At 71.4% G+C, this 15,724-nt stretch carries 15 protein-coding genes and 1 tRNA gene; 12 read left to right on the top strand and 4 right to left on the bottom strand.

Translation table 11 applies throughout. The features are described 5' to 3' along the window. Positions 1 to 29 precede the first annotated feature (29 nt). The 11 genes from BW982_RS14230 (at position 30) to BW982_RS14180 (ending at position 10,109) form a co-directional block, all read left to right on the top strand. Complete coding sequence (locus BW982_RS14230; RefSeq protein ID WP_254845612.1) at positions 30 to 869, top strand: type II secretion system F family protein; 840 nt, start codon at positions 30 to 32, stop codon at positions 867 to 869. A gap of 26 nt (positions 870 to 895) precedes the next feature. Beyond that, positions 896 to 1,123, top strand: coding sequence for a DUF4244 domain-containing protein (locus tag BW982_RS14225; RefSeq protein ID WP_076494302.1), 228 nt, complete (start codon positions 896 to 898; stop codon positions 1,121 to 1,123). Further along, positions 1,120 to 1,452 carry a TadE family type IV pilus minor pilin gene (locus BW982_RS14220; RefSeq protein WP_076494301.1) on the top strand — a complete coding sequence of 111 codons (333 nt, stop codon included), beginning with the start codon at positions 1,120 to 1,122 and terminating at the stop codon, positions 1,450 to 1,452. Before BW982_RS14225 ends, BW982_RS14220 begins: the two co-directional genes overlap by 4 nt. A 389-nt stretch (positions 1,453 to 1,841) precedes the next feature. Then, a complete protein-coding gene (gene topA, locus BW982_RS14215; RefSeq protein WP_076494387.1) occupies positions 1,842 to 4,550 on the top strand; it encodes a type I DNA topoisomerase in 2,709 nt (902 codons plus the stop codon). Then, positions 4,547 to 5,221 (top strand): dTMP kinase, encoded by a 675-nt coding sequence (gene tmk / locus BW982_RS14210; RefSeq protein ID WP_076494299.1) that lies wholly within the window; start codon positions 4,547 to 4,549, stop codon positions 5,219 to 5,221. Before topA ends, tmk begins: the two co-directional genes overlap by 4 nt. Before the next feature lie 81 nt (positions 5,222 to 5,302). Further along, on the top strand, positions 5,303 to 6,478 hold the full coding sequence (locus tag BW982_RS14205) for a DNA polymerase III subunit delta' (RefSeq protein WP_076494298.1): 1,176 nt from the start codon (positions 5,303 to 5,305) through the stop codon (positions 6,476 to 6,478). Continuing rightward, complete coding sequence (locus BW982_RS14200) at positions 6,475 to 8,022, top strand: alpha/beta hydrolase (RefSeq protein ID WP_254845604.1); 1,548 nt, start codon at positions 6,475 to 6,477, stop codon at positions 8,020 to 8,022. The genes BW982_RS14205 and BW982_RS14200 overlap by 4 nt, the downstream gene beginning before the upstream one ends. Positions 8,023 to 8,137: 115 nt before the next feature. Continuing rightward, positions 8,138 to 8,803, top strand: coding sequence for a deoxyribose-phosphate aldolase (deoC, locus tag BW982_RS14195; protein ID WP_076494296.1), 666 nt, complete (start codon positions 8,138 to 8,140; stop codon positions 8,801 to 8,803). Between the two features lie 71 nt (positions 8,804 to 8,874). After that, positions 8,875 to 8,950 (top strand) — tRNA-Thr (locus BW982_RS14190). 150 nt (positions 8,951 to 9,100) lie between these two features. Then, entirely contained in the window at positions 9,101 to 9,496 is a 396-nt protein-coding gene (locus BW982_RS14185; protein ID WP_076494294.1) for a hypothetical protein, read from the top strand. A 37-nt stretch (positions 9,497 to 9,533) separates the two neighbouring features. Continuing rightward, positions 9,534 to 10,109 carry an isochorismatase family protein gene (locus tag BW982_RS14180; RefSeq protein WP_076494293.1) on the top strand — a complete coding sequence of 192 codons (576 nt, stop codon included), beginning with the start codon at positions 9,534 to 9,536 and terminating at the stop codon, positions 10,107 to 10,109. On the opposite strand, the gene BW982_RS14175 is transcribed toward BW982_RS14180, so the two are convergent. Further along, positions 10,093 to 11,208, bottom strand: coding sequence for a sensor histidine kinase (locus tag BW982_RS14175; RefSeq protein ID WP_083696715.1), 1,116 nt, complete (start codon positions 11,206 to 11,208; stop codon positions 10,093 to 10,095). The genes BW982_RS14180 and BW982_RS14175 overlap by 17 nt on opposite strands. A gap of 117 nt (positions 11,209 to 11,325) precedes the next feature. Beyond that, positions 11,326 to 12,912 carry a molybdopterin-dependent oxidoreductase gene (locus tag BW982_RS14170; RefSeq protein ID WP_076494291.1) on the bottom strand — a complete coding sequence of 529 codons (1,587 nt, stop codon included), beginning with the start codon at positions 12,910 to 12,912 and terminating at the stop codon, positions 11,326 to 11,328. 158 nt (positions 12,913 to 13,070) lie between these two features. On the opposite strand from BW982_RS14170, the gene BW982_RS14165 reads away from it, so the two are divergent. Next, entirely contained in the window at positions 13,071 to 13,298 is a 228-nt protein-coding gene (locus tag BW982_RS14165) for a hypothetical protein (protein ID WP_139327470.1), read from the top strand. A gap of 20 nt (positions 13,299 to 13,318) precedes the next feature. Here BW982_RS14165 and BW982_RS14160 read toward each other — a convergent pair whose 3' ends face one another. Continuing rightward, on the bottom strand, positions 13,319 to 14,047 hold the full coding sequence (locus BW982_RS14160) for an ABC transporter ATP-binding protein (protein WP_083696714.1): 729 nt from the start codon (positions 14,045 to 14,047) through the stop codon (positions 13,319 to 13,321). Between the two features lie 37 nt (positions 14,048 to 14,084). Then, the gene (locus BW982_RS14155) at positions 14,085 to 15,563 is read right to left on the bottom strand and encodes an ABC transporter permease (protein WP_076494287.1); all 1,479 of its coding nucleotides are present in this window, start codon (positions 15,561 to 15,563) and stop codon (positions 14,085 to 14,087) included. Positions 15,564 to 15,724: the final 161 nt, after the last annotated feature.

Raw genomic sequence — 15,724 nt, 5'->3', positions numbered from 1 at the left:
GTGCCGACGTCGCGACGATTGACGTGGCGATGCGACTCGCCGTCCTCCTGTCGGCGGGAGTGACGGTACCGGCTGCCTGGCGTCACCTCGCCCGCGACGGCGATGCAGTGCTCGTCGCTGCGGCGCGGGTTGCGGAGGACGGCGGTGACGTCGCCGCGGCACTGCGTTCCGGAGGCGACGCATGGCGTGACATCGCGGCGGCGTGGGCCGTGGCGATCGCCGTCGGCGCACCCCTCGCGGATACGCTGCGCTCTGCCGTGACCGCCCTCCGCGACGCGGGCGAGGTCCGCGACGACGTCGAGGTGGCGCTCGCCGAGCCCGTCGCCACCGCGCGCGTGCTCACCTGGCTTCCGCTCCTCGGGCTCCCGATCGGGGTCGCTCTCGGGCTCGATCCGCTCCGAGTGATCACCGAGCCCCTGGGCGCCGGTGCCGTCCTCGCGGGACTCCTGCTGATCGGAGTTTCCCACGTGTGGACGCGCCGTCTGGCGGACCGCTCGGCGCCCTCCATCGATCTCCCGGGGTGGGAGGCCGAGCTCGTGGCCATCGCCCTGTCGTCCGGCGTGTCCGTCGACCGCGCGCAAGCGCTCGCCGCGGCTGAACGCGGAACGACCGCTGCGGCCTCGGTTCGCGCGGGGATCGCCGCGTCGCTCGAACTCTCGATCCGAACCGGGGCGCCCGCGGTCGAACTGCTCCGGGGAGAGGCCTGGCTCGCGCGCCGACGTGCCCGGACCGAGGGGCGGGAGACCGCCGCGCGGCTGTCGACTCGACTCCTTCTTCCCCTCGGCGTCTGCACGCTCCCGGCCTTCCTGCTTCTGGGGGTGGTGCCGGCCGTGCTCGGCGTCATCCGCTCCACCGTCCTGCCCCTCTGAACCCGTCCACGACACGAAGGAATCCCATGTCCGTTCCGTCCCGCCCCGTGCTCCCTCTTCCTGCGCTGCCGCCGCTCACGTCGCGTCGCGCTGCGCTGCTGTTCCTCGACGATCGCGGCGCCGCCACGGCCGAGTACGCGATCGCCACGATGGCGGCTGTGGCCTTCGCCGGCCTTCTCGTTCTGATCATGCGTTCCGATGAGGTGCGCGGCATCCTCACCGACCTCGTGCGCCGCGCCCTGACGGTGCAATGAGGAGGACGGGGCTCGACGACCGCGGAGCGGTCACGGCCGAGTTCGCCGTCGTGCTCCCCGCCGTCGTGCTCGTGCTCGCTCTCGGCCTCGGGGCCCTTTCGGCCGGCGCGGCGGGGGTGCGGCTGCAGCACGCCGCCGCGGAGTCCGCCCGCTTGTTCGGACGTGGAGACGACGCCGGCGCACGCGCCGTCGTGGCGCGCGTCGGGGCGACGGTCGGTGTCACCCGCACGGATGCGCTGGTGTGCGTCGACGTGACGGCGACGCCGCCGGTGCCTCTTCCCCTCGGCCCGCTCGCTGCCAGGTCGTGCGCACTCGACGGAGGCGGGTGATGGCCGGCGGCGTATCGGCGGTCGGCGTGGTCGCGGCGGTCGCCGCCGCGGCCCTCGGACTGGCCGTCGCGGCGGGCGCCGCCGCGCAGGTGCAACGTCTCGCCGGGATCGCGGATGCCGCGGCCCTCGCCGCCGCCGACACCGTCAGCGGCGCGATCCCCGGGGTGCCCTGCGAGGCGGCCGCCGCCGTCGCCGATGCCGGCGGCGTGAACCTGGACGAATGCGATGTCGACGGCCTCGTCGCCACGGTCGCCGTCGGCAGCGCGTACGGTGGGATTCCGTTCGGTGCACGCTCCCGCGCAGGACCACCCGATGTCTCGACGGCGCACGACCTCCCGGAACCCGACCAGGAAGGCGTGTGTATGGTGTGCAACGAAGAAAGGACCCCAGTGGCAAACGGCAAGAAGCTCGTCATCGTCGAGTCCCCGACGAAGATGAAGTCGATCCAGGGATACCTCGGCGACGGCTACGAAGTGCTCAGCTCGGTCGGGCACATCCGCGACCTCGCCTCGAAGAAGGAGATCCCGGCCGACAAGAAGGCGGCGTACGGAAAGTACTCCATCGACGTCGAGAACGACTTCGACCCGTACTACGTCGTCAACGACCGCAAGACCAAGACGGTCGCCGAGCTCAAGCGCGCCCTGAAGTCGGCCGACGAAGTCCTGCTCGCCACCGATGGTGACCGCGAAGGCGAGGCCATCGCGTGGCACCTCCGCGAGGTCCTCAAGCCCAAGGTCCCCGTGCGTCGCATGGTGTTCCACGAGATCACCAAGGACGCCATCCAGGACGCCGTCCACCACACCCGCGACCTCGACGAGTCGCTCGTCGACGCGCAGGAGACCCGCCGCGTCCTCGACCGCCTCTACGGTTGGGACGTCTCGCCCGTGCTGTGGCGCAAGGTCGGCTCCGGCCGCGAAGGCACCGCCCTCAGCGCCGGCCGCGTCCAGTCCGCCGCCACCCGTATGGTCGTGGAGCGCGAACGCGAGCGAATGGCCTTCGTCTCGGCCACCTACTGGGACGTCGAGGCGTTGGCATCCAAGTCGGGCTCGTCGTTCACTACGCGCCTGAACCGCCTCGACGGCGCCCCCCTCGCCCGCGGTGGCGACTACGACGACAACGGAAAGCTCAAGAAGGCCGTCGTCGTCCTCGACGAGGCGCAGGCCCGCGCGCTCGCCGCCGACATCATTGCCGCCGCCAAGGCCACCGTCGCCAAGGTCGAGGCCAAGCCCGGCACCCGCAGCCCCCGCGCTCCCTTCACCACCTCCACGCTCCAGCAGGAAGCCGGACGCAAGCTCTCGATGAGCGCCAAGCACGCCATGGGCGTCGCGCAGCGTCTCTACGAGAAGGGCTTCATCACCTATATGCGTACCGACTCCACCGCGCTCTCGACGCAGGCCGTGAAGGCCGCGCGCGAGCAGGCGGTGGCGCTCTACGGCGACAAGGCCGTGCCGGCCAACCCGCGCGTCTACAAGAGCAAGTCCAAGAACGCGCAAGAAGCGCACGAGGCCATCCGTCCCTCGGGCGAGCACTTCCGCACGCCCGCGTCGCTCGCCTCGTCGCTCGACCGCGACGAGCAGAAGCTGTACGACCTGATCTGGAAGCGCACCGTCGCCAGCCAGATGTCGGATGCCAAGTACGAGACCACAACGGTCACCCTCGCCGTCCAGGCGGGGGAGAAGCAGGCCGAGTTCACCGCCTCGGGCACCGTGTACACCTTCAAGGGCTTCCTCGAGGCGTACGAAGAGGGCAACGACGAGAAGCGCAACGACGACGACGCCGACCAGTCGCTCCCCGTGGTCGCCGTCGGCGACGAACTCGCGATCAGCGACGTCGAGCCCAAGGGCCACAGCACCTCGCCGAAGCCGCGCTACACCGAAGCCAGCCTCGTCAAGGCGCTCGAAGAGAAGGGCATCGGTCGCCCCTCGACCTTCGCCAGCATCATCGGCGTCATCCTCGACCGCGGCTACGTCACCAAGCGCGGCCAGGCCCTCGTTCCCAGTTGGCTCGCGTTCAGCGTCGTCCGTCTGCTCGAGCAGCACTTCGCCGACCTCGTCGACTACGACTTCACCGCGGCCCTCGAAGACGACCTGGATGCCATCGCCCGCGGCGAGCAGCGCCGCACGGAATGGCTCAAGGCGTTCTACTTCGGCTCCGAGAAGCAGGTCGGCCTGCGCCACATCGTCGAGAACCTCGGCGAGATCGACGCGCGCGAACTGAACTCCACGCGCATCACCGACACCGCCACGCTCCGCTTCGGCAAGTACGGCCCGTACCTCGAGGTCGTCGAGCCCGGCGCGCCCGAAGACGCCAAGCCGCGCATCGTCAACATCCCCGAAGACCTCGCACCCGACGAGCTCACGGCTGAGAAGGCCCAGGAGCTCATCGAGGCGCCGGTCGCCGGCGACCGTGTGCTCGGCGAGAACCCCGAGAACGGCAAGCTCGTCGTCGTCAAGGACGGCCGCTTCGGTCCGTACGTCCAGGAAGTCGAGGCGGAGGAGCCGGAAGAGGTCGACCAGGCCACCGGCGAGGTCGTCGAAGCGCCGAAGAAGCGCGGCGCGAAGAAAGAGGCCGCGCCCAAGCCCCGCACGGCATCGCTCTTCCGCTCGATGTCGGTCGACACCATCGACCTCCACACCGCGCTGCAGCTGCTGTCGCTCCCGCGCGTCGTCGGCGCCGACCCGGCCACCGGGGAAGAGATCACCGCGCAGAACGGCCGCTTCGGTCCGTACCTGAAGAAGGGCACCGACTCGCGGTCCCTCGACTCCGAGACCCAGATCTTCGACATCACCCTCGAAGACGCCCTCGCCAAGTACGCCGAGCCCAAATACGGTGCCCGACGCGCGTCGAGCGCCCTCAAGGAATTCGACGCCGACCCGGTCAGCGGCAAGCCGATCAAGCTCAAGGACGGCCGCTTCGGACCGTACGTCACCGACGGCGAGACCAATGCCACGGTCCCGCGCGGCGAAGACGCCATGGCCGTCACCTTCGAGCGTGCCGTCGAACTCATCGCCGACAAGCGCGCCAAGGGCCCCGCGCCCAAGCGCACCGCGGCGAAGAAGACGACGACCACGCGCAAGGCCCCGGCGAAGAAGTCGTGACCGCCGACGCCCCCCGGCCGCCGCACGCCCCCCACGCGACGACGGCCGGGGGACCCGGCCTCTTCCTCACCTTCGAAGGCGGCGACGGCGCCGGCAAGACCACCCAGGCCGTGCTCCTCGAAGAATGGCTGCGGTCCCAGGGGCGCGAAGTCGTGCGCACACGCGAACCCGGCGGCACCGACGTCGGCGTGCGCATCCGCGACATCGTCCTGCACCACCGCGGACACATCGCCCCCCGCGCCGAAGCGCTGCTCTACGCCGCCGACCGCGCCCACCACATCGAGACCGTCGTCCAACCCGCGATCGCGCGCGGCGACGTCGTCATCCAGGACCGCTACCTCGACTCCTCCGTGGCGTACCAGGGCGCCGGACGCGTCCTCGACCCCGGCGACGTGCGCGAACTGTCGCTCTGGGCCACCGGCGGGCTCCTGCCCGACCTCACCGTCCTGCTCGACCTCGACCCCGGGTCCGCGCGGGCTCGACTCGACGCCGACGACAAGCCCTTCGACCGTCTGGAAGCCGAGAAGACCGAGTTCCACGAACGCGTGCGCTCCGCCTTCCTCACGCTCGCCGAGGCCGAACCCGAGCGCTTCCTCGTCCTGGATGCCACGCAACCCGCCGACGCGCTCGCCGAACGCGTCCGCGAGGCCGTGGCATCCCGACTCGGGTGACCGGCGCACCCGATCGACGCCCTGCCGACCCCCAGCCGATCGACAGCGGCGGTGTCGGTGCCCGCGATTAGGGTGGAACCCATGTCGGCCGCCGTGGAGTCCCCCTCGCAGACCGCCGCCCTGCCCTTCCCGTGGGATGCGGTATGGGGGCAAGACGAGGCCGTCCAGACACTCCGCGCCGCGGCCGCCGACCCCGCCGCCCTCGCCCACGCGTGGCTGATCACCGGTCCGCCCGGCTCCGGGCGCTCCACCCTCGCCTACGCCTTCGCGGCGGCGCTCATCGCCGACCCCGGCGACGACGCCGCCCAACGCCAGGTCCTCGCCCGCACCCACCCCGATCTCACGGCGCTGCGCACCGAACAGGTCGTCATCCGCATCGACGAAGCCCGCCGCCTCGTCGAACGCGCGTCGTTCGCCCCGTCGCTCGGGCGCCACCGCGTCATCGTCGTCGAAGACGCCGACCGCATGGCCGAGCGCACCTCCAACGTCCTGCTGAAAGCCCTCGAAGAACCGCCCGAGCAGACGGTCTGGGTGCTCTGCGCGCCCAGCGACGCCGACCTGCTCCCCACGATCCGCTCGCGCGTGCGGGTCCTGCGCCTGCGCGAACCATCGGTCGCCGACGTGGCCTCGCTCATCGTCGAACGCACCGGCGTCCCCGCCGACGTCGCCGAAGAGTCCGCACGCCACGCCCAGCGCCACATCGGCATGGCCCAGCGCCTCGCCACCGACGACGACGCCCGCGCCCGCCGCGCCGAGACGCTGTCGGCGGTGCTCGCCGTCCGCGGCATCAGCGACGCGGTCGAGGTGGCCGGGCAGATCGTGCGTCTCGCCACCGACGACGCCAAGGCCCTCACCGCCACCCGCGACGAAGAAGAACGCCGCAGCCTGCTGCGCACACTCGGCGTCGCCGAAGGCGCCGCGGTCCCGCCGAGCGTCCGCGGACAGCTCAACGCCCTCGAAGACGACCAGAAGCGCCGGGCCACCCGCAGCCTCCGCGACGGCATCGACCGCGTGCTCACCGACCTCCAGTCGCTCTTCCGCGACGTCGTCATGCTCCAGTACGGGCGCGACGGCGATCTCGTCAACGCCGAAAGGATCGACGATCTGCGCTCCCTCGCCACCGAGTGGACCCCTGCCCGCACGCTGGGCGTCCTCGACCGGATCACCGACACCCGCCGCAACCTCGAGCAGAACGCGGCCCCGCTGCTCGCCCTCGAGAGTCTGCTGATCACCGTCGCGAACGGATCCGCGCCGTGAGCCTCCGCCGACGCGTCGCCACGGCCGTGGCCGGAGTCGTGGCCCTCGCCGTCGCCCTGTCCGGATGCCTCTACGCCCAGATCCCGCCGCTGCCCCCGGGCGGTGGGGCATCGCTCGCTCCGCAGACCGACGGGGTGTCCGCGGAACTGCTCCCGTACTATGGGCAGACGCTCGACTGGCAGGAGTGCGGCACGGGTCTGGACTGCACGAAAGTGACCGTCCCGCGCGATTACAGCGACCCCAGCGTCGGTGATCTCCAGCTCGCCGTGGTGCGCCACCGCGCGACCTCGGGCGCGCCGATCGGCTCGCTCCTGACCAATCCGGGCGGCCCCGGGGCCGCGGGCGTCTCGCTGATGAAGCAGGCGCTGTCGATCCTCGTCGACGACAAGCTCACCGCGGCCTACGACGTGATCGGCTTCGACCCGCGCGGAGTGGGCGAGTCCACCGCGGTCACCTGCTACGACCCGCCGCAGCTCGACGCCTACCTCTACGACATCCCGCCCGGAGCGCGCGGCAGCGACGAACGGCGAGCCGCCCTCGACCAGCGCGCCGCTGACTTCACGAAAGCCTGCCGGGACCGCAGCGACGGCATCCTGCCCTACATCACCACCGCGAACTCCGCGCGTGACATGGACGTGCTCCGTGCGGTGCTCGGCGACTCGAAGCTCAACTATCTCGGCTACTCGTACGGCACGTTCCTCGGCACGACCTACGCCGGACTCTTCCCCGAGCGCGTCGGACGCATGGTGCTCGACGGCGGGATCGACCCCAGCGTCTCGGGTTCCGACACGTCGCTGCGGCAGGCCGTCGGCTTCGAGCAGTCGCTCCGCGCGTTCATGGCCGACTGCCTGGCGACGAACGAATGCGCCTTCGCGGGCAGCGTCGACGACGCGATGTCCGATCTCTCCGCCCTCCTGGCCCGCGTCGACGCCCGCCCGATCACCGCGGCCGACGGTCGGAAGCTCGGCGGCGATTCGCTGATGACGGCCATCACCGCGGCGCTGTACAGCGAAGAGAGCTGGCCGTACCTGCGTTCGGCACTGACCGACGTCAGCAACGGGCGCGCGGATGTCGCGTTCCAACTCGCCGACTTCTACAACGGCCGCATGGGCGACACGTACGGCGGCAACACCATGGAGGCGTTCGTCGCCTACAACTGCATGGACTACCCCGACGAGGGGACGGATGCCGACCTCGCGGCGCTCCAGAAAGAGCTCGACGTCCAGGCCCCCGTCATCGCCCCGTACTGGGCCGGAGCAGGCGGCGACCCGTGCGCGACGTGGCCCGCGCCGCCCACCGGCGTCCGCGAACCGATCACCGCGCCCGGCTCCCCGCCGATCGTCGTTGTCGGGACGACGGGCGACCCCGCCACCCCATACGAGGGGGCGCAGAGCCTCGCGTCGCAGCTGGCGCAGGGCGTCCTGATCACCAACGTCGGCGAGGGCCACCTCGGCTACAACAAGGGCAATGCCTGCGTGACCGACGCGGTCGACGCCTATCTGGTCGACGGCACGGTGCCCGAGAACGGCCTCCGCTGCGGCTGACCGTCGCGTCGGCCGACCGACACATCGGTCGCGGGCTCGCCGTCGCAGCGATCGCGAAGCGCGCGGCGGGCGCGCGGAACGTAGGCTTGTCGTCGTCCCCGCCCGAAGGAGCACCATGACCACCCCCGACCTGGCCACCTACATCGACCACACGCTGCTCAAGCCCGAAGCGACCCGCGCCGACGTCGAACGCACCATCGCCGACGCCGCGGAGCTCGGCACGTACAGCGTCTGCCTGTCGCCGTCGTTCCTGCCGGTCGAGGTGCCCGAGGGGCTCAAGGTCGCCGTCGTCTGCGGGTTCCCCAGCGGCAAGCACCACGCCGAGGTCAAGGCCGCCGAGGCGGCGCTGTCGGTCGCCCAGGGCGCCGACGAGATCGACATGGTCATCGACATCGGCGCCGCCGTCGAGGGACGCTACGAGGTCGTGGAGGCCGAGATCCGCGCGGTCCGGGCCGCGGTCCCCGCACCGACCGTGCTCAAGGTCATCATCGAAGCCGCCGCACTCTCCGATGAGGCGATCGTCGCGGTCTGCGAGGCCGCGGTCGCCGCGGGTGCCGACTTCGTCAAGACGTCCACCGGTTTCCACCCCGCCGGAGGGGCCAGCGTCCACGCCGTCGCGCTCATGAAGCGGACCGTCGGCGACCGTGCCGAGGTCAAGGCATCCGGAGGCATCCGCACCCGCGCCGCCGCCGAAGACATGATCGCCGCCGGCGCGACCCGCCTGGGTCTGTCGTCGAGCCGCGACATCCTCGCCGACCGCTCCGCCACCGGCGACTACTGAGCGGGCGCCGATTCGTCGGGTGGCCCGCTGAGCATGTAAGATCGATGATCGTGCACGCGTCAGCGGCGCGCGCCGCCTTAGCTCAGACGGCAGAGCGATTCACTCGTAATGAATAGGTCAAGGGTTCGATTCCCTTAGGCGGCTCCAGCACAAACCGAAAGGCCCGGGTTCCCCCCGGGCCTTTCGTGTTCCCCCGTCCCGATCGGCGGCACGGGGCGGGTTCCGACAGCCCGATAGGCTGAAGCTCCACCGTCGCGCCTCGGCGCGGAGACCATCGCCCCGCCCGCAGGAGCCCCCGTGTCGAACGTCGTCGATGTCGTCATCGAGCTCTTCACGTGGGTCGGTCTCGGGGCGGGAATCCTCCTCGCGGTGGCGGCCCTGATCCTCTACGTCGCCGACGGCACCTGGGTCCCCGTGCGCGCCGTGGTCGAAGACGTCGAGGACCACCGCGTCGTCCGCTGGTTCGACGAGAACGGGGGAGTCAACGAAGCCCCCCTCTCGCCGCACGACGACGCCCGCATCGGCGACGCCGACATGGCCGATGTCTTCGCGCGCCGCGGGTCGCAGCATCGCATGCGGCTGACGCGCTCGTCGCCGCTGGTCCGGTTCGTCTCCCTGCTCGCGGTGGGTGTCCTCGGGCTCGGCGCGGTGGCGTTCGCCCTCTCGATCGTCCTGCTGTTCACACGTGGATGACGGCTCCCGCCACTCCGGCCGCGCGTAGGCTCGGGTCATGAGCCGGGCACTGTTCATCGTCGACGTCCAGAACGATTTCACCGAACGCGGCGCCCTCGGCGTCGTCGGCGGCGACGCGGTCGCCGAACGCATCTCGCGGTACCTCGATGCGCACGCCGACGACTACGCGGTCGTCGTCGCCTCGCGCGACTGGCACCACGGCGACGACGACAACGGCGGCCATTTCTCGGCCGAACCCGACTTCGTCGACACGTGGCCCGTGCACTGCGTCGGGGGAACCTACGGAGCCGACTACGACGAGGTGTTCGACACCCGCCGGGTCACCCACCACCTCAAGAAAGGGCAGGGCCGACCCGCGTACTCGCTGTTCGAGGGAGTGACCGACGACGGTCGCACCGCGACCGGCATCCTCGACGAGCACGGCATCCGCGACATCGACATCGTCGGTATCGCGACCGATTACTGCGTGCGCGCCTCCGCACTCGACGCTCTCCGTGCCGGTCGCACGGTGAGGGTGCTGACCGACCTCGTCGCTGGGGTGCACCCCGATTCCAGCGCCGCGGCCCTGTCGGAGATCGAGACGGCCGGAGCGCGTCTCACTCGCTCGGAGTGACCTCGTCCTCGGCGCGGGGAATCGTGAGGGTCACGGTCGTCCCTGCGCCCAGCTCGCTCGCGATCCGCACTGTGCCGCTGTGCTCCTGCAGGATGTGCCGGACGCTCGCCAGACCGATCCCACTGCCCCCGTCGCGCGCATCCGCCAGCCTCCCGCGTTCTCCTTCGTCGAGCACGGTCCGCAGGTCGTCGGGATGGATGCCACGACCCCCGTCCCGCACCGACACCGTGGCGCCCTCGTCGGTCTCGTAGACCTGCACCTCGATGACGTCGTCCGAGTACTTCGCGGCGTTCTCCAGCACGTTCGCCACGGCGCGGCGGAGGCCGAGGACGTCGCCCACGACCGGGACGGCATCCATCTGTCCATAGGCGATGCGGTGAGGGGCGTCGCCCGGGAGCACCAGGGCGACCGCGCCCCGCGCCACGAGGTCCAGGGTGACGCGGCGACGCCCGCGCTCGGGGCGCGCGTTCGCGTCGGACATGAGTGCCTGCGCCATCGCGACGAGGTGGTCGCTCGCCTCTCCCGCCAGGCGCAGGAGCCGATGGTCGGCGGGGAGCTCCTCGGCCATCAGGTCGAGATAGCCGCGAAGCGCAGTGACCGGCGACAGCAGGTCGTGCGCGAACGTCCTCTGCAGGGCGGCCTGCTCGTCGGCCGACTGCTTCTCGCTCGTGAGGTCGCGGACGATCTTCACGAACCCGAGCACCTGCCCGGATTCGCTGCGGATCGCGGAGATCGTCACGCTCGCCCAGAACTCGCTACCGTCCTGGCGGACCCGCCACCCGATGTCCTCCACGTGTCCGTCGCGCTGCGCGGCGGCGAGGAGCTTGTTCGGGAGGCCGCGGCGGCGGTCCTCCTCGCGGTAGAAGCGCGAGAAATGCTCTCCCACGATCTCGTGCTCCGCGTAGCCCTTGATGAGTTCGGCTCCGGCGTTCCACCCGCGCACGATGCCGCCGCCGTCGAGCTTGACGATGGCGAACTGGTCGACCTGGCCGTCCCAGTCCGGTGGCAGGGTGCGGCGCAGGCTAGCGATGGGTCTGACCTCGTCGGGTGAGGGGGGCGCGGCGCGGAACGGGGAGGTGTCGTCCTCGGCCACGCTCATGCGGTTCGGCCGATGCGGGGCGGGATGCTTGCTGAAGGCATGCCCCGATCATGCCGCGATCCACACAGGGAAGACCAGCGCTTGACACGAGTCGTCCGCCGGACGTTTCGCGTACCGTCAGCGGACCGTGACAAGGGTGCGCTGCCAGCCGCTCGACCCGTTGGGCGCGATCGCGGCGGGTTCCTGGATCTGCACGTTGCCCTGCGTGTCGGTCGCGCGGACGGTGATGTAGTGCGATCCGGGCTGCGCGTCCCACTCGAGGACCCACTGCACCCACGACTGGTCGTTGATGGGCGTCGAGAGGGTCGCCTGCTGCCAGTCGCCGTCGTCGATGCTCACCTCGACGGTCTTCACGCCGATCGGCTGCGCCCACGCCATTCCGGCGATGGGGACCTTGCCGGCGGAGACGGGCGTACCGATCTTGGGGGTGTCCACGCGCGACGACATCTTGATCGGCGCTTCCGCGGAGTACCCGCGCGGAGTCCAGTACGCCTCCATCTCGTCGAAGCGGGTCACGGTGAGCTTGGTCACCCACTTGGTCGCCGACACGTAGCCGTACAGGCCCGGCACGACCATGCGGACGGGGAATCCGTGCTCGAACGGCAGCGGTTCGCCGTTCATGGCCACCGCGAAGATGGCATCCAACCCGTCGTCGGTCAGGGCGGACAGGGGAGTGGATGCCGTGTACCCGTCGACGCTCTCGGAGAGCACCATGTCGGCGTCGCCCTGCGGCGCGGCCATGCGCAGCACGTCGCGGATGGGGACGCCCTGCCAGATCGCATTGCCGACGAGGCCTCCGCCGACCTCGTTCGACACGCACGTGAGGGTCACGCCGTACTCGTCCAGGCCCATGTTGACGAGATCGTCGAAGGTGAGCTCGATGGGCTTGTCGACCATGCCCTCGATGCTCAGACGCCACGTGGACGGGTCGACGTTCGGCACGGTGAGGGCGGTGTCGACGCGGTAGAAGTCCGCGTTCGGCGTGATGATCGGCGACAGGCCCGGGACGTCGAGCGACGCACCCTCGGGCACGGTCACCGTGCTGCGGACCGCGGGAAGGCGCAGCGCGTCGCGAGCGGCGGCGACCGACGCGGTGGCGGCGTTGACGACGCGCGCGCCCACACCCACCACGACGGCGGTCGCGGCGGCGATGCCGGAGAGGAGGAAGAAGCCGCGGCGGTCCACGCCGGCCGCGGTCGCGTCGCCGTCGGAGGCCGCGGCGGACCACCGTCGCAGACGACGGCTCAGCAGGAGGAGGAGCACGACGCCGACCACGGTGCCGAGGACGGGCGGCAGCCAGGCGAGCGCGGTCGCACCCGCGCGCGTGACGATGGCGGCGGTGGCCAGCGCCCCGCCGACGCCGAGCAGGATCGCGCCGACCGGGCGGAACCGGTACTCGACGAAACCGGCGATCGCGGCCGCGACACCGGCGCCGAGCCCGACGCCGGCGAGCAGCGCGATCTTGTCGGACTCGCCGAACACGGTGATCGCGAGCTCCTTCAGCGGGCGGGGCACGATGTCGACGATGAACGAGCCGACCGCGAGCACGGGGCTCGCGGATCGCGCCACGAGCACCGCGAACAGTTCGGCGACGGCGAGCAGGGACGCGGCCGAGACGAGCCCCGCGAGGGCGGCCCAGAACCACGCCCGCGGACGCCGGACGCTGGTCGGCTCGCCGGTGCGGGCCGCGGTGTCGGTGGTCATGGCATCCCTCTTCCTGGTCGACGACGCAGGAGGCCCCGCCGTCATTCCGTTGTTCGGAGCGGAGGCGGGAACGGATCGGGCGGGAGGGTCCGCCGATACGCTGTGTGCACCCGCCCCGGGGCAACCGCCCGCGCGCGAGAGGAGCGGGGACCGTCGCGGTGCGCCACGCCCGGGTGGATGCCGCTGCGGGCACGCTCTTCCTCGTCGGCGTCGCCGCCTCCTTCGCGGGGGTGGCGGGCGCGTGGTCGCTGTTCCCGGCGACGGCGTCACGGATCGAGCGGATCTACGCCCGGCTCAGACGGACCGATCATCGCCTCCTGTACGCGGGCATCCTCGCCGCGGCGGGTCTCGTCCGCCTCACGGTGGCGCTGCTGCCGGTGCGCTGACGGCACCGGCAGCAGCGGGGTCACCCGCGCGTGATGTCGGTGATCCGACCGTTCGCGAGCCGCAGACGGCGCCGCGCGCGCCGCGCGACCGCCGAGTCGTGGGTCACCATGACGAGCGTGAGTCCTTCGGCGTTCAACGCCTCGAGGACGGCGAGGATCTCGTCGCGCATGTGCTCGTCGAGGTTCCCCGTGGGTTCGTCCGCAAGCAGCACGCGGGGCTGTTTGGCCACGGCCCGGGCGATCGCGACACGTTGCTGCTGCCCCCCGGAGAGCTCGGTCGGACGATGGTCGTGCCGGTCGGCGAGGCCCACACGCTCCAGTGCCTCCGTGACCCGTCGGCGGCGTTCGTCGCGGTCGAGGCCGAGGGGCTCGAGGCCCATGTCGACGTTCTCCGCCGCCGTCAGCGTGGGGATGAGGTTGAAGCCCTGGAAGACGAACCCGATCTCGGCCGCGCGCACGCGACCCAGCTCGGAGTTGGTCGCCCGGGCGATGTCCAGGTCGCCGAGGCACACGCTCCCGGCGGTGGGACGGTCGAGAGCGCCGAGCATCTGCAGCAGCGTCGATTTGCCCCCGCCCGTGGGGCCCTGGATCGTCACGAAATCGCCCGCGGCGATCTCGAGGTCGATGCCGTCCAGCGCCTTCACGGTGCGCTCGCGTTGACGGTAGGTGCGGGTCACCCCCTCGAGGCGGTAGGCCGGTGTCGGAACGACGGGGTCGGGGGAAAGGGGCGGAATGCCGGTCATGGTCATGATGTCTCCCTGCGGGTGAGATGCGAACGGATGCCGGTCACGCGACCGAGCGGAGGGCGGCGGCGGGGCTGAGGCGCGCAGCGCGCCAGCCTCCGAAGGCTCCGGCGAACACGCCGCCGAGGACGGCGATCCCCACGGCCGCGACGACGACGGTGGGCGTGAGGGGGGCGTTGAGCACGATGTCAGTGGCCTGCGCGGCCGCCTGGCCGAAGCCGCCGCCGCCCATCCCCGGTCCGCCCTGACCGCCGGGACCCGTCGCCGTCGTCGAGGACGCCGTGACCGAGATCGTGGGCGAGATCACGTTGACGAGCAGGATGCCGCCGAGACCCAGGATCAGTCCCGCGGCGCCGCCGATGAGCCCCTGCACGAGCGATTCGCCGGCGACCTGGCGGACGACGCGGCCGTTGGACCAGCCGATCGCCTTCAGCGTGCCGAACTCCCGCGTGCGGCGGGCCACCCCGGAGAGCGTGAAGAGCACCGCCAGCGCGACGGCGACGGCCAGCACGACGATCGACAGCCACGTGCCGAGGTTGGTGATGAGCGAGGATGCGCTGGACAGCGAGCCCGAGACCGTCGAGGCGAGCTCGGACTGCGAGCTCACGGTCGCGTCGGGCAGAGCGGCCGTGACCTCGGCCTGGACGGTGTCGATGGCATCCGCGGAATCCGCCTGCACGTAGACCGTGGAGACGACCGCGCCGACACCGGCGAGGGACTGCGCGACATCGAGCGGCAGGTACACGTTCGCCGCGGTGTCCGCGTCGGCGGAAGCGGAGGCGACGATGCCGACGATCTGCATCGTGGTGCCGCCGACGTCGATCGTCCCGCCGACGGTCAGGCTGTTGGTGGTGGCGTAGGTCGCGTCGACCACGGCGACGTCCGTTCCGGCGTCGGCGGCTGTGAGCGCCCGTCCGTCCGAGACGGTGACGGAGGTCAGCGGGCCCACGGTCGCGGAGGGATCCACGCCGAGCACACTGAACGAGTCGATGCCGAACGCGCTGCCGCCGTCTCCGCCGGGCCCGCCGGACGGGGGCTCGCCGCCCATGCCGCCGCCGCCCAGCGCGCCGTCGGTGCTCGTCCCCGAGTTCGCGCCCCGGTCGGGGATCTGGCCCGAGAACGTGGTGTTGGTGAGCGCGAGAGCGCCCGTGGCGGAGGCCACGCCGTCGAGCCCGGACACGGTCGTCACGGTCGAGGCATCCAGGGTCCCGCGCATCATGTCGGTCATCAGCCGCGACTGGCTGAGCGACGTCGTGCCGTCGGAGGTGGAGCCGTCGTCGGCGCCGAAGTCGAACCGCGGACCGCCGCCGCCCTCCCCGGGCTGGGTCTGCGCGCCGGTGACGGTGAGGTCGGTGCCGACGCCGTACACCGACGACAGCGCCTGCGCCTGCGCGTCGCGCACCCCCGCCGATAGGGCGTTCACGACGATCACGAGCGCGATCGCGACCGCCAACCCCACGGCGACGATCACGGTCTGTTTGGTGCGGCCGGCGAGTTCGCGCCGCAGGTACGTCCAGTACATGGTTCTCCTTCCCGGCGCGGAGTGCGGCCGTGGCCCCGAAAGTAGGGACGGCGCCCTCACCGATCCCTCACGCTTCCTATGCAGGGGGTATGTTCGCGATCCGCCTTCGATCCACCGAGCCCCGGTCGCACAGCAGACGCATAGACATCGCAGAGACGGCG

Origin of the sequence: Microbacterium sp. RURRCA19A (assembly GCF_900156455.1) — a bacterium.
Taxonomy (GTDB): Bacteria; Actinomycetota; Actinomycetes; order Actinomycetales; family Microbacteriaceae; genus Microbacterium.
This window is presented reverse-complemented; position numbering and strand designations above follow the sequence as displayed.